Raw genomic sequence first — 12,885 nt, 5'->3', positions numbered from 1 at the left:
ATTTTCAAAACAACTCAATCTAAAAGGAGGCGGCAGTGAATGTAGATGGTTGATAAGCACATACAGGCGTATAAGGATTACGCCAAAGGTATGAAATACAAGGACCTTGCCGAGAAATATGGGGTATCTGTGAACACCATTAAATCGTGGAAACAACGCCATGGTTGGCAAAGAAAAAAGGGTGCACCCTTAAAAAAAGGTGTGCACACAAAAAAAGTAGGTGCACCACTCGGTAACAAAAATGCTTTAGGGAATAAGGGTGGTGCACCAAATGGAAATCAAAACGCTGTGATACATGGATTCTTCTCAAAGTTCCTGCCAAAAGAAACACTAACCATCATGGAAGAGATTCAGGAGCGCTCACCTGTCGATATGATATGGGACCAAATACAGATCCAATATGCCGCGATTATTAGAGCGCAAAAGATCATGTTCGTTTCTGATAAGGAAGAAATGATTAAAGAATTGAAAAAGAAAAAGTCTGTCCTATCTGAGACAAACGAAGTTGAAGAGGAAGAGTATGAATTCCAATTTTCTTGGGATCGTCATGCAACGTTCTTAAATGCTCAATCTCGGGCAATGGCGGAGCTCAGGAATCTAATTAAACAGTTTGATGAATTAGCTCATGCAGAAGACGAACGACGCCTTAAATTGGAGCATATGTGTTTAAATATCAACAAGAAAAAATTAGAGATTGAAGAACTTACAGAAGAAGATAAACCTTTTGAAATCACCATTGTGAACAAAGGTGATGACAGTGATTAAACAAGTAAATCCACATTTTAAAGAATTTCTCTTTGACTGGAATCAAAAGTTTCAGTTTCTTGTTGGTGGTTATGGATCATCCAAAAGTTATCATGTTGCTTTGAAGATTATTCTGAAATTGCTTAAAGAAAAACGGACTGCTCTTGTTATCAGAGAAGTGTACGACACACATAGGGACTCCACATTTTCTCTTTTTGATGAACTTGTAAGTGATCTGAAATTAGATCATATCGTTAGGTGTGTATCTTCTCCTATGCAGATTCGATTTTCAAATGGCAGTCGCATCATCTTTAAAGGGATGGATAAGCCAGCCAAACTGAAATCAATCAATAATATTTCGCTTATTTGGATTGAGGAATGTTCAGAAGTGAAGTATGAGGGATTCAAGGAGCTGTTAGGACGTCTTCGTCACCCGACATTGCCGCTTCACATGATACTTTCAACAAATCCAGTTGGAGAAGATAATTGGACTTTTAAACATTTCTTTAAAGATGATCGAGAGAAACGATTTGTACTGGATGATAAGGAGCTTTATGAAAAGCGGATAATCGTTAGCAACGACACCTATTATCATCACTCAACGGCGGATGATAATCTTTTTCTGCCAGAAAGCTATGTCCAGCAACTTGAAGAATTGAAGGAATATGACCCTGACCTTTACCGAATTGCGCGGAAAGGTCATTTTGGCGTGAATGGAATTCGGGTACTACCGCAGTTTGAAGAATGGCCTCATGAAGAGGTTTTGAAGGCTATTGCTGATATTAACCGCCCTCTTAAACGAGTTGGCATGGACTTTGGTTTTGTTGAGTCGTATAACGCCGTCGTTAGGGTTGCTGTTGATCCTGAAAAGAAATACCTCTATATCTACTGGGAGTATTACAAAAATGGATTGACTGACGATAAGACAGCCGAAGAACTCAAGGAATTTGTAGAGACTAAAGAGTTAATCAAATCGGATTCAGCAGAGCCCAAAACAATACGTTTCTTTCAGCAACACGGTTTCAATATGGTGGGTGCCCGTAAGTACCAAGGATCACGTCTCCAATACACAAAGAAGATCAAACGGTTCAAGAAGATCATTTGCTCTGACAGTTGCGAGAACACGATTTATGAACTTAAACCGCTCACTTATGCTACTGATAAGCTGGGGAACATCATAGAAGATGAGTTCACCATAGACCCGCATACACTGTCAGCTATTTGGTACGCTCTCGATGATTATGAGGTAACCGATTTGAAAGAAGAATCTAAAGGTAGACCGCAAAGATCAAGACCAGGAAGGAGGTAAAGCATGTCAAAACAATCTGTTAAAGCACGAGTGATCAAAGCTTCTCCACCTACTGAATCAACGAAACAAATTTATGAAGATGAATTTGCGGACAGCTATGACAGCAATATTTTGCCGCCTCCGTATAACCTTAAAGAATTAAAGATGATTGCTGAGTATTCAACGATATTGCAGCAATGTGTTGATGCCTACAGGACAAATATTGTGGGTTTTGGTTTTGATTTTGAGTATTCGTTTGATGTCAATTCTCCAGATGTGACAAATGAAGAAAAAACAGAAGCTGAAAGTGAATGGACTAAGCTTGAAGAGTTCGTTAAATATCTTCACTTTGATGAGTCAGCAGAGACTTTACTCGGCTTTGTTATTGAAGACCGAGAAAAGACAGGAAATGGCTTTATCGAAGTGATTCGAAACGGTGAAAATAAGCCAGCTGGTATTGAATATATGGACGTTCAAAATGTTCGGGTTTGCAAACTGTCTGAACCAATCGAAGTTGATTTTACATACTTCGAACAAGGACAAATGAAATCAATCAAAAGAGAAAAACGATTTCGTAAGTATGTTCAGATGATTGACGGCCGTATGGTTTACTTTAAAGAGTATGGGGACCCACGCACTTTAAATCTGGAGTCAGGTCAATATGATGAGCAGACTCCATTCGAGAAACAAGCTAATGAAGTAGTTCATTTCAAGATAGGAAGCGGTACTTATGGTAAGCCCAGATGGATTGGCCATATTGTTAATTTGTATGGTGCTCGTAAAGCTGAAGAGCTGAACTTCATGTACTTCAAGCAAGGTAGACATATTCCCGCAGCCATTACAATTGAAAATGGTATGTTGTCAGAGGACTCATATACACAATTGCAGGATTATATGAATGGTCTTGAAGGAGTGGAGAACGCACATAAGTTTCTTTTACTTGAAGCGGAAGGCATAGCGAAGGGGAAAAACATTCATGGTGATGAAGAGATTGCTCCAGTAAAAGTTGATATTAAATCACTTGCTGAAATCCTTCAAGAAGATGCTTTGTTTCTTGAATATGACCAAAAGAGCCGAGATAAAATTAGATCGGCTTTTCGTTTGCCTCCACTTTATACTGGTGAAGCTCAAGATTACAACAGAGCGACTGCAGATACAGCAAGAAAGATTACTGAGGAACAGGTCTTTCAGCCTGAACGAAAGTTGATCACAGGTAAACTGAATGCTTTATTTCTAAATGATCTTGAAATTCATAAGGTTCGTCTTATGTTGAAAGGGCCAGACTTTAGAGATCCTTTAGAAATTGCTAAGGTTCTAACACCGTTTATAACAGCAGGTGCAGTTTCTCCGAATGATCTACGTGATTTGGCTGGCCGAGTACTCGGTAAGACACTTGAAGAATGGCCAGAAGAAGAATACAACAGGCCGCTTGGTAAAACTAACGAGTCGTCCGCTTCCGATTCTTTGGCTGCGCTGTTTAAATCTAAGAACGGTACTCCTGATATGATCGGGTTATTAAAAGATATGCGGGATGTTCTGGAGGATTTGAAGAGATGAACAAAACGGATAAGCTATTGGAGAGTTTAAATGTCTTTATTCAAAAAGCCGAGGAAAATCAGTATAAGCAATTGGGGGAGATGGTACCTGACTTTCCTGGCAAATCTAATATCCCCAAATATGTGGAGGAATATGAAAAAGGCATTGCCAGATTGCTCAGACGCCAGCATAAGAAGTTTTTAGATGGTCTCAAAGGTTTTGTAAGCAAAGACTCAGAAGAGACGTTAAAAGCCCTTCTAGTGTTTTTTACTCAGAACCTATTCGCGGAGGATGACTTCGAGGAAGAATTTCAGGAACTGACTGAGGGATTCCTGCAACAGACTATTGAAGAAATGGCTGAAGTAATCATGGATTCAATAGATCCAGAGGTGCCTTTTAAAGTCTTATCCAATCGTACGATTAATTGGATTAAGGATTGGTCAAAGAAGCTGGCTGAGATCATGAAGTTAAACACACATGAAGTGGTGGAGGACGTGCTAACTAATGCTATCGAGAACGGTTCATCAATCCAGGACATTGAGTTGACTCTCAAAGACATGCCACAATTTGATAGGGAGCGGGCGCGTACCACAGCCATCACAGAAGTGCTTGCCGCTTCCTCTGCCGCGCAGCATGAATCATATGCACAATCGCCGGCAGTAAAGAAAAAGAAATGGCGGCACAGCGGAGGGAAGAAGAACAATCCTCGTGAAAATCACATTGATCTTGACGGTACAGTCATTGGAGTAGATGAAGAATTTCAGATACCGGGCAGTAGCGAAACCTGCATGTTTCCGAGGGATCCTAAACTATCAACAAGGGAGCGGGTTAACTGCCATTGTGTTCTATCGCCTGTGGTAGATAGTAAGATTTTAGGCTTATCACCCGAAGAAAAAGAAGAGATTCAAAGAGAAGTCTTAGCAAACATGGAATAAAATAGTATAATGTCCTCATTACATATTAGGTGGGGAAAATATGAATTGGATGGAGTTTATCTCTTCAATAGTCAAATCAATCATTTGGCCGGTAGCAATAATTATCTTGGTTTTTAAATTAAAACAACCGGTTTCAAATTTGATCAGTACCTTGGCGAAAATTAAATATAAGGATTGGGAATTTGAATTCACTATTGACCAAAAATTAGATAAGATTAGTTTCCAATTGAATAAAGAGAATCAATATGGAACTGATGATCAAAATCTAAAAGATTCATTAAATTTAGAAAGTAATTCTGAAATCACTGAGGAAACACATTCCCATTATAATGAGAAGACAAGCATTAAAGGGGATAATGACTTACTACTAAAAATGGAAATGATTCGTTTATATGGAGCAGTGAAAAATCTTTATGAAAAAGTATCAGAAAAAGATGATGCGGCAGATAAATCTCAAGGTATAGGCATGTTATACATGGTTGATTATTTGAAACGCCATAAAATTCTTAATGATTCATTTGCGGAAAGCTTACTTGATATAATGAATATAGTTCATGACTTAGAGAAAAGTCATATTTCACAAAGCTACATTATGAATAAATTTTTCTGGAATGTAGATAAGAGTGTAAAAAGGTTAATGGAGATAACAAGCAATTATGTTGCTGAGAATACAGCTGGTGAGACTTCTAATTAGAAGTCTTTTCTTATTTTAAGGAGGTGAATAACATGCCAAGAGAATTGGTGAACGCAAAAATCACACATGTTTCTTATGTGGATAAGGCTGCTAATCAAAAGCAGTTCTTTATTGTGAAATCAGAAAAACAACCTGATTTTCAAAAGGAAGTCAGAATCCTTGCGAAAGAGGCAGACGAGCAAAAACTTGTTTACGGTATCGTGTATGAACCTGATACAGTGGACGCCCACGGAGATTTCATGACAGCTGCAGAAATCGAAAAGGCCGCTCATGGATTCCTGAAAGATGCTCGTCAAATCGACAAGCAACATGACTTTCAGGGTGGTGTTGGTGAGGTGGTTGAGTCCTATGTCGCACCGGCAGACTTTGAAATGAATGGGGAAACCATTAAAAAGGGATCATGGGTCCTTGTCACAAAGGCTTCTGAGGAAGTATGGGAGCAAATCAAAAAAGGCGAAATTACCGGTTATTCAATGGCAGGAACTGCTGAGACGATTGAAAAACAAGAAAAGCCCGTTTCTCAAGAGAAAACAGATGAGAAAGGGCTATTTAATTTGCTCAAAAACTTTTTTGTTGGAAAACAACAGCAATCATATGAAGAGCCAGTTGCAAAGGCGGGCAGAAAATTTTCCGCTTCAAACCTGCAAGAAATTAAGAATGCTCATGCTGCCCTTGGTAATTTACTGAGTCAGGTAGAAACAAAAGAGGGGGAAGAAGAAATGACTTCGGAGGAAGTAACTAAATCCATTCAAGAAGCATTAGAGCCAATTAAGAAGCGGCTCGAGACATTAGAAAAAGAGGAAGAGCTTAATAAGAAAGATAAAGAAAAAGAAGAAGAGACTGAAAAAGAGGGCGAGAAGTTGAAAAAGGCAATTTCAGAAGCTGTTCAACCGCTCGCTGATCGTATTGAAGCAATCGAAAAAAGTCGCGGAACATCTAAGCAAACTGAAGAATCGGGTTCCGAACAAGTTCAAAAATCAATCTGGTCAGGGTTGTTTTAATGGATAAGGAGGATACGAATGAGAAATCAAGAGGTTATTAATAAAGCAGAAATGACGCTTTCTACTTTAGAGAGCGGCGGGATTATGAATCCTACTCAGGCTTCAACTTTTATTCGAATGGTACAAGATACGCCAACCATTTTAAGAGATGCGCGAGTTATTCAAATGGACCATGACACACAGAAAATCGAGAAGATCGGTTTTGGTCAGCGTATTTTAAGGGCAGCCCAAGAGGGAGTTGCGCTAACTAAAGATCAAAAGTCAGTTCCATCAACTAGCACAGTTAACTTAAGCACAAAAGAAGTAATTGCTGAAGTTAACATTACCTATGACACACTTGAAAACAACATCGAAAAAGATGGCCTTCAGAATACAATCATGCAAATGATAGCTGAGCGTGCTGCGGTTGATATTGAAGAGTTGCTTGTAAATGGGGATACATCTTCCTCCGACTCATATCTTGCACAATTAGATGGCATCAGAAAACAAGCTACATCTCATATTGTCGATGCTGCAGGTGAGGAACTGACACGTCAAACATTTAAACGAGGATACAAAGCTGTACCTCCTAAATATTTGCGAATTCCGCAGGAGTTCCGTTTCTATACATCGCCTGGTATTGAGGTCGAATGGAAAGATCGTGTAGCTGATCGTCAAACAAATTTAGGGGATGCAGCTGTTCAAGGTGGCCTTTCATCTGCTTTTGGTGTTCCAATCAAAGGTATTGCAAATTTACAGCCTTATACGATTGGAGAGGGAGATACTGCAGCCGATGTTTCTGATATCATCCTAACTCATCCGAAGAATATTATTCTCGGATTCTCTCGTAACATTCGGATTGAAGTAGATAAGGACATCCGTCGCCGTATGTTTATCATTGTTTTGACAGCGAAATTGGATAGTGTTTTTGAAGAAGAGGACGCCGTAGCCAAGATCGTGAAAGTGAAGGAGTAGGTGGTCTGGTGTGTTTACTGCAAAGCTTATTAAAGGCAAAACATACAATGTGATGGGAATAACCTTTCGAGCAGGTGTCAGTCAAACAGTACCGAAAAAGCTCTATGAGTATTTAAATGAAAATCCATATTTTATACTAACCCAAGAGCTTAATAATCAAAAGGATGATCCGATAAATTATACTGAATCGGAATTGAAAGGTATGAATAAAGCAGAGCATGAATCCATTATTTCTAATCTTGGTCGCAATCCGTCTGACTTCAAAAACGCAGATGAAAGAATTGCCTACATCCTTAAGCAAATAGATAACAAAGGGGAGTGACCTATGCTGTTAATCACTCCCGATGAATTAAAGAGTTATTCAGTTTTTGAGTCTGTAAAGACCAGACCTGACGAGTTGTTAAAACAGGATATCCTTGAGGCAACTGCCGATATCATTCTTAAAGTTGGACATGATTTTTCAGATGCAGAGTATATCCCTTTGCCTGAAACGGTTCGACTGGCTCTATTAAAGTTGTCTCAGTTTTATGCTCTTATAAATGGCGACGAGTCAATTATTAAAGGATATACAACTGAAAAAATTGGTGACTATTCTTATACTCTAGGGGATGGCAGTTCTCTTCAAAAACCTGATGTGTATGCATTAATAAAAGATTATGTGAAACCGGCTGACCCTGATTTAGAAGGGATTGAAGCGAAAGTGCGGATGAGATCAATATGAGTTATCAATCCTTATTGACTCACAGATGTGACATTTACCATCTGCAGGAGAAAAAAGAAAATAGAAAGCAAAAATTCGGGGTGCCGGTTGAAGATGTTCAACCGGTTTTTTCGTACCCTGATGAGCCGGACATAGAAAATCAGCCGTGTTATTTTACAGAGAAGAGTCAGTCCATTATCCAACAGGAGTCAAATGTATCTATTTATCAATCTTTCCTTGTGCATTTCCCTGCTACTGCTGATATTCGAGTAAATGACAGGGCGGTTTGGGATGGTACTGCTTATAAATTACAGAAGCCCCGCAAAATCAGGAATCATCATTGGGAAGTGACGGCAGTACGGGAGGTTGAATACTTATGAAAATTCGGGGTCTCGATCAGTTCATACAATCATTAGACCGGGCTTCTCGTGGGGGACTGAAGAGGAAATATGAGCAGTGGCTTGAATCAATGGGTTTTGAGTTCTTAGATATCATCCAAGATGAGATCATTAGGACGAAGACCGTGGACACTCGCCGCTTGCTCAATTCCTTTCAGAAAGGTGACCAGGATAATATCTTTTCAATGACAGAAGGCAGCTTAAAGTTGGATGTTGGAACAAATCTGGATTACGCCTCATACGTCAATGACGGGCACTTTACTATCGATCCGTCTAAAAATCAGGATAGACGATGGGTTCCAGGTCGGTGGAAAGGCGACCGTTTCGAATATGACCCTGCTGAAAAAAATTCCGGCATGCTGCTGAAGTTCCGATGGGTAGACGGTTCGGGGTTTTGGGATAACGCCATGGCCATTTTTCAGTTGATGTTTGAGAGAAGCCTTGAGCGGAAGCTGCAGCAATGGATTTATGAAGAATTTTAAGGCGGTGCTGCCATGAATCAAGAAGTAGGTTCAATTATGGGCTATCTATACAAACTGTATCCTGTTCAAGTGTATGAAGAAGAAATACCGCAGGACTTTGCTGTTCCGTCTCTTTACTTTCCACCGGCTTCCACGGTCGATGGGGTGGACACAGTATCCACGTTTCAGAAAGCATATGTTTTAAACGTAAAACTCTTTCACGAAAACGTACAGAAGGCTCATAACGAAGCGGAACGAATTGCGGATACACTTAGAAGCAGAAGAGGCATAATTCCGCTTATACAAGAATCTGGCGAGGATACTGGGGATTTTATTCGCCTATCTCGAATAGAAACGCGGGTATCAGACGATTATGCGACCATTGTCTTAAACTGGACGAGCCGCTATTGGTATGAGCGGGAAGATCAGCGTTCAATAGATGGTTTTAAATTTAAAAGTGGGGTGAAATGATGGCCACTAAAAAAGAGAAAGCAGAAAATGCTTTTTATATTAAGGATTTGCGAGAGCACAGTCGAGAGCTCTTTGGGGTAAAACCCGAGGTGTTTGACGGTGCTCTTTTTCATGTTCATAAAATGAGTATTACAAAATCGGAAGCGAAGAAGTTGATTTCTCAGTTTCTTCAAAAGGAGGTCAAATAGATGAACGGCGGAACTTTCACACCTGGCAAGGAAAAAGAGCGTGCCGGTATTTACTTTAACTTCAAAACGACCGCGGAGAACCGTGTTTCTGCCGGAGAACGTGGAACAGTGGCGCTGCCGATAGCGTCCAGCTGGGGTGAGGTTAAGAAATTCATTTCTATCTCTTCAATCGAGGACTTGAATAAAAAAGTGGGGTTGAACATTGATGATCCTTCGCTGTTGCTTTTACGTGAGGCGATGAAGAAGGCGAATACAGTCTTGCTTTATCGCCTAACGGAAGGTCTTCGTGCTTCAGCAGACATTAGCGAAGGTGTAAAGGCTACTGCTCTTTATGGCGGCACTAAAGGTAATGACATCATTATTAGTATTACGGAGAACGTTATTGACTCTTCGAAAGTTGATGTCACTACCTACCTTGATCAATCTGAAGTGGATAAACAAACAGTGTCTAAAGCTGAAGAACTTAAACCGAATAAATATGTCACGTTTACGGGGAAAGGAGATTTAACAGTTACTATTCCGTTAACCGGTACGGCCCCTGAAGATGTTAGCGGTGCTCTCCCTGCAACTTCCGGAATCCGCTTGTCAGGCGGAACAGACAAAACACCGACAAATGCCGATTATACAGCTTTCTTGGAAGCGGCTGAAACGGAATACTTTGACACAATCGCTTTACCTGTAGAGGATAACGAGCAATTAAAAGCAACGTTTGTTGCGTTTATCAAACGGCTGAGAGACAACCAAGGGCAAAAGGTTCAAGGTGTTCTTTCAAATTACAAGGGAGACCATGAGGGTATTATCAATGTAACAGGTGGTGTCCTACTTGAGGATGGAACGGAGATCACTCCTGAAAAAGCTACAGCTTGGGTTGCCGGTGCAAGTGCGGGGGCTACATTTAATCAATCACTTACATTTGTAGAATACGAGGGAGCTGTAGATGTCCTTAACCGAATTGACAACGACGAAATCGTTGAACGATTGTCAAATGGGGAATTCTTGTTTACTTATGATTCTCGTGATAAATCAGTATCGGTTGAAAAGGACATTAATTCACTCACAAGCCTAACAGCAGAGAAAAATAAGATGTTCCAGAAAAACAAAATTGTCCGTGTACTTGATGCAATCAATAATGACCTGACATCACAATTGAAAGCATTGATCAAGTCTCGAAAAGCGAGCGGCAGTGATGTTCCCGCTACAAATGACGGACTGCAGTTTGTAAAAACGCTAATTACTCAATACTTGAGTGTTCTTCAAGATAACGAGGGCATTACTGATTTTGATTCAGAGAATGACATTACAATTGCTCTGAATAATGATCGTGACGGCTTCCTGATTGATCTTGCAGTTCAACCGGTGGATGCAGCTGAAAAATTCTACTTTAATGTTGAGGTGAAATAGGAATGGCATTAAAAGCGCAAAACACCATTTCAGGTAAAGAGGGCAGGTTGTTTCTTGATGGAGAAGAAATGGCCCATATCAAAACGTTTGAAGCCAATGTAGAGAAAAACAAATCCGAGGTCAATATCATGGGTCGTCGGATGACGGGGCACAAAACGACCGGAGCAAATGGAACGGGAACAGCCACTTTTTATAAAGTGACTTCTCAATTTGTTCTTATTATGATGGACTATGTGAAAAAGGGAAGTGATCCTTATTTCACCTTACAAGCTGTTCTAGATGACGCCTCTTCAGGTCGTGGGACTGAACGAGTCACCTTGTACGATGTGAACTTTGATTCTGCGAAAATCGCTGGGCTTGATGTTGATTCTGAAGCATTGGAAGAAGAAGTGCCGTTTACCTTTGAGGATTTTGATGTGCCTGAACAGTTAAAATCCACATTCTAATCACTTTCACGAAAAATCGCCGACTTTAACGAAGATATTTACGAAAAAATGTGGTAAGATTACTTTAGAAGTAATTCAACCGTACCAAATGGAAACATGTATTTCTTTCAAAAGAAATGCATAAAATAAAAGAGACCCGGTTGCCGCCGGGTCAGTATAAATGTTGGCCCATCAAGAGGGCTGGCTTAACAACTTCATGAAAGTATTTAGGATAGACTTTACCCTTTTACTTTGCCGAGCTCAAGGGGTGGGTCTATTTCTTCTTTATATAAGTCAACAGGGCAATTATAAATGACCCGAAAGCAAGCATAAGCATTAATGCTTGAAATGTTGACACGTGCATCACCCCCTTTCATGAGGGAGTGAGCCAGACCGCCCTTGAGATGTTGAAAGCCAATATTCATTTATACTAAACCATATTGTACCATAACACTTTCATAATCCGAGGGTTTTTAATAAAAGAAAAAGGGTTAAGGCTTCTATGATCAGGTCATTTTGAACTCATAGATAAAAAAAGTAACAAATAAAAGATACAAATAATTATATAATCAATATATATTCATGTTATAATGGTGCCAAGCAAAAGTATTGCAACTACTGGCGTAAGCTTATAGTTGGTACCACATTACCACTTGTTAATGTGTGTTACTTTCATGAGAAATGCTAAAATATAAAAGCCAGAGTGTGGCAGCACTCTAGCTTTTAAAAAAGAAACTACCCTTTAATAGGAGGGTCCTCGTGTAGACACTTTTCCTTTACAGTAATGTAAATAGGATGAGTGTCTTTTTTTCTAAGCATGAATAATAATGTTAAAAGAGATATTACCCATGTCATAATCCCGCCTATTAAATTGGCAAAGCCGATCATGACCATTAGAGATTCATAGGTCGACATAATTTCACCTCCTTTCATATTCGGAGGATAAGCTAAGGTAGCTTCAAGAATCTATTATACATGAATTATATGGAAAGCACATTCAAAAAGTATGAATGTGCTTTTTTTCTTGTCCAAAACTAAAAAGTAAAAGGAGCTAATAAACATGAGTGAAAAACAAAATGAAAAAGTTTACGATCTTTCATTCTTTATGCCAGGACAAACAATTGAAGCGGAAGAAGTAAAAGTACCGATTTCTAAACGATTTGTAGACAAAGAGGGCAATGTTGTTCCATTCATTTTCAAAGCGATCACGACTGAACGAATTGACGAACTTGAGAAAGAGAATACGACTTACAAGAATGTAAAAGGCCGCGGCCGTGTGAAGGAATTGGACAGCCAACGCTTTTATGCTCGTATTGCGGTTGAAACGACTGTTTACCCGAACTTTAAAGCTAAGGAACTACGTGAGGCTTACAAAACAGAAGATCCAGTGGAAGTCGCCAAACGTGTTCTTTCAGTCGGCGGTGAGTATGCGAACTGGCTAAACAAAGCAATTGAAATCAATGGATTTGATGATGATCTCGAAGACCTTGAAGAAGCGGCAAAAAACTAGTAAAGGACGGGGACAAAGAGGCTGTATATCTTTATTACGCGATGCATGAACTCAAATACGCCCCGTCAGAATTAAGAGAACTATATGAGGCTCCGAAAGAATTCAAGGCGCTCTTATATGGGTTAATCGGTTATAAGCTTGAGCTGTTAGAAAAAGAAGCGAAGAAGGGAGGTAATTAA

General features: G+C 39.7%; 19 protein-coding genes. 17 read left to right on the top strand and 2 right to left on the bottom strand.

Going from position 1 to position 12,885, the window contains the following annotated elements:
* Positions 1 to 45: 45 nt before the first annotated feature.
* From terS to MHB62_RS12910, 15 genes are read left to right on the top strand one after another with little or no spacing between them, the layout of a single operon-like run.
* Entirely contained in the window at positions 46 to 765 is a 720-nt protein-coding gene (gene terS, locus MHB62_RS12980; RefSeq protein ID WP_048655095.1) for a phage terminase small subunit, read from the top strand.
* Positions 758 to 2,053, top strand: coding sequence for a PBSX family phage terminase large subunit (locus MHB62_RS12975; protein WP_015714325.1), 1,296 nt, complete (start codon positions 758 to 760; stop codon positions 2,051 to 2,053). The genes terS and MHB62_RS12975 overlap by 8 nt, the downstream gene beginning before the upstream one ends.
* Positions 2,054 to 2,056: 3 nt before the next feature.
* On the top strand, positions 2,057 to 3,589 hold the full coding sequence (locus MHB62_RS12970; protein WP_015714324.1) for a phage portal protein: 1,533 nt from the start codon (positions 2,057 to 2,059) through the stop codon (positions 3,587 to 3,589).
* On the top strand, positions 3,586 to 4,503 hold the full coding sequence (locus MHB62_RS12965) for a phage head morphogenesis protein (RefSeq protein ID WP_004398748.1): 918 nt from the start codon (positions 3,586 to 3,588) through the stop codon (positions 4,501 to 4,503). Before MHB62_RS12970 ends, MHB62_RS12965 begins: the two co-directional genes overlap by 4 nt.
* Before the next feature lie 40 nt (positions 4,504 to 4,543).
* On the top strand, positions 4,544 to 5,197 hold the full coding sequence (locus MHB62_RS12960) for a hypothetical protein (RefSeq protein ID WP_003229920.1): 654 nt from the start codon (positions 4,544 to 4,546) through the stop codon (positions 5,195 to 5,197).
* Between the two features lie 32 nt (positions 5,198 to 5,229).
* A complete protein-coding gene (locus MHB62_RS12955) occupies positions 5,230 to 6,198 on the top strand; it encodes an XkdF-like putative serine protease domain-containing protein (protein WP_003229921.1) in 969 nt (322 codons plus the stop codon).
* Between the two features lie 18 nt (positions 6,199 to 6,216).
* Positions 6,217 to 7,152, top strand: coding sequence for a phage major capsid protein (locus MHB62_RS12950; protein ID WP_003229922.1), 936 nt, complete (start codon positions 6,217 to 6,219; stop codon positions 7,150 to 7,152).
* 10 nt (positions 7,153 to 7,162) lie between these two features.
* Positions 7,163 to 7,474 carry a YqbF domain-containing protein gene (locus MHB62_RS12945; RefSeq protein WP_003229923.1) on the top strand — a complete coding sequence of 104 codons (312 nt, stop codon included), beginning with the start codon at positions 7,163 to 7,165 and terminating at the stop codon, positions 7,472 to 7,474.
* Between the two features lie 3 nt (positions 7,475 to 7,477).
* Positions 7,478 to 7,873 (top strand): DUF3199 family protein, encoded by a 396-nt coding sequence (locus tag MHB62_RS12940; protein WP_004398566.1) that lies wholly within the window; start codon positions 7,478 to 7,480, stop codon positions 7,871 to 7,873.
* Positions 7,870 to 8,232 carry a YqbH/XkdH family protein gene (locus tag MHB62_RS12935; protein ID WP_003229925.1) on the top strand — a complete coding sequence of 121 codons (363 nt, stop codon included), beginning with the start codon at positions 7,870 to 7,872 and terminating at the stop codon, positions 8,230 to 8,232. Before MHB62_RS12940 ends, MHB62_RS12935 begins: the two co-directional genes overlap by 4 nt.
* Positions 8,229 to 8,732, top strand: a complete 504-nt coding sequence (locus MHB62_RS12930; protein WP_003246050.1) for an HK97 gp10 family phage protein — start codon at positions 8,229 to 8,231, stop codon at positions 8,730 to 8,732. The genes MHB62_RS12935 and MHB62_RS12930 overlap by 4 nt, the downstream gene beginning before the upstream one ends.
* Positions 8,733 to 8,744: 12 nt before the next feature.
* The gene (locus tag MHB62_RS12925; protein ID WP_003229927.1) at positions 8,745 to 9,182 is read left to right on the top strand and encodes a DUF6838 family protein; all 438 of its coding nucleotides are present in this window, start codon (positions 8,745 to 8,747) and stop codon (positions 9,180 to 9,182) included.
* A complete protein-coding gene (locus MHB62_RS12920; protein ID WP_010886574.1) occupies positions 9,179 to 9,370 on the top strand; it encodes a hypothetical protein in 192 nt (63 codons plus the stop codon). The genes MHB62_RS12925 and MHB62_RS12920 overlap by 4 nt, the downstream gene beginning before the upstream one ends.
* Positions 9,371 to 10,771: a phage tail sheath family protein gene (locus MHB62_RS12915; protein WP_003229929.1), complete on the top strand. Its 1,401-nt coding sequence runs from the start codon at positions 9,371 to 9,373 to the stop codon at positions 10,769 to 10,771.
* Between the two features lie 2 nt (positions 10,772 to 10,773).
* The gene (locus MHB62_RS12910; protein WP_003229930.1) at positions 10,774 to 11,217 is read left to right on the top strand and encodes a phage tail tube protein; all 444 of its coding nucleotides are present in this window, start codon (positions 10,774 to 10,776) and stop codon (positions 11,215 to 11,217) included.
* A 253-nt stretch (positions 11,218 to 11,470) separates the two neighbouring features.
* Here the strand turns inward: MHB62_RS12910 and bsrH are convergent, their stop codons facing one another.
* The gene (gene bsrH / locus MHB62_RS12905; protein ID WP_075058862.1) at positions 11,471 to 11,560 is read right to left on the bottom strand and encodes a type I toxin-antitoxin system toxin BsrH; all 90 of its coding nucleotides are present in this window, start codon (positions 11,558 to 11,560) and stop codon (positions 11,471 to 11,473) included.
* A 371-nt stretch (positions 11,561 to 11,931) separates the two neighbouring features.
* Positions 11,932 to 12,111 (bottom strand): type I toxin-antitoxin system toxin TxpA, encoded by a 180-nt coding sequence (txpA, locus tag MHB62_RS12900; protein ID WP_004398662.1) that lies wholly within the window; start codon positions 12,109 to 12,111, stop codon positions 11,932 to 11,934.
* Between the two features lie 145 nt (positions 12,112 to 12,256).
* Here txpA and MHB62_RS12895 point away from each other — a divergent pair, with 145 nt between their 5' ends.
* Together MHB62_RS12895 and MHB62_RS12890 are read left to right on the top strand one after the other, a co-directional pair.
* Positions 12,257 to 12,706 (top strand): phage tail assembly chaperone, encoded by a 450-nt coding sequence (locus MHB62_RS12895; RefSeq protein ID WP_032722171.1) that lies wholly within the window; start codon positions 12,257 to 12,259, stop codon positions 12,704 to 12,706.
* A gap of 41 nt (positions 12,707 to 12,747) precedes the next feature.
* Positions 12,748 to 12,885, top strand: coding sequence for a hypothetical protein (locus MHB62_RS12890; protein WP_021480099.1), 138 nt, complete (start codon positions 12,748 to 12,750; stop codon positions 12,883 to 12,885).

Origin of the sequence: Bacillus sp. FSL K6-0255 (genome assembly GCF_045040725.1) — a bacterium.
GTDB lineage: Bacteria > Bacillota > Bacilli > Bacillales > Bacillaceae > Bacillus > Bacillus subtilis.
Note: the sequence above shows the minus strand (reverse complement) of the source record. Positions and strands in the feature narration are given on the sequence as shown.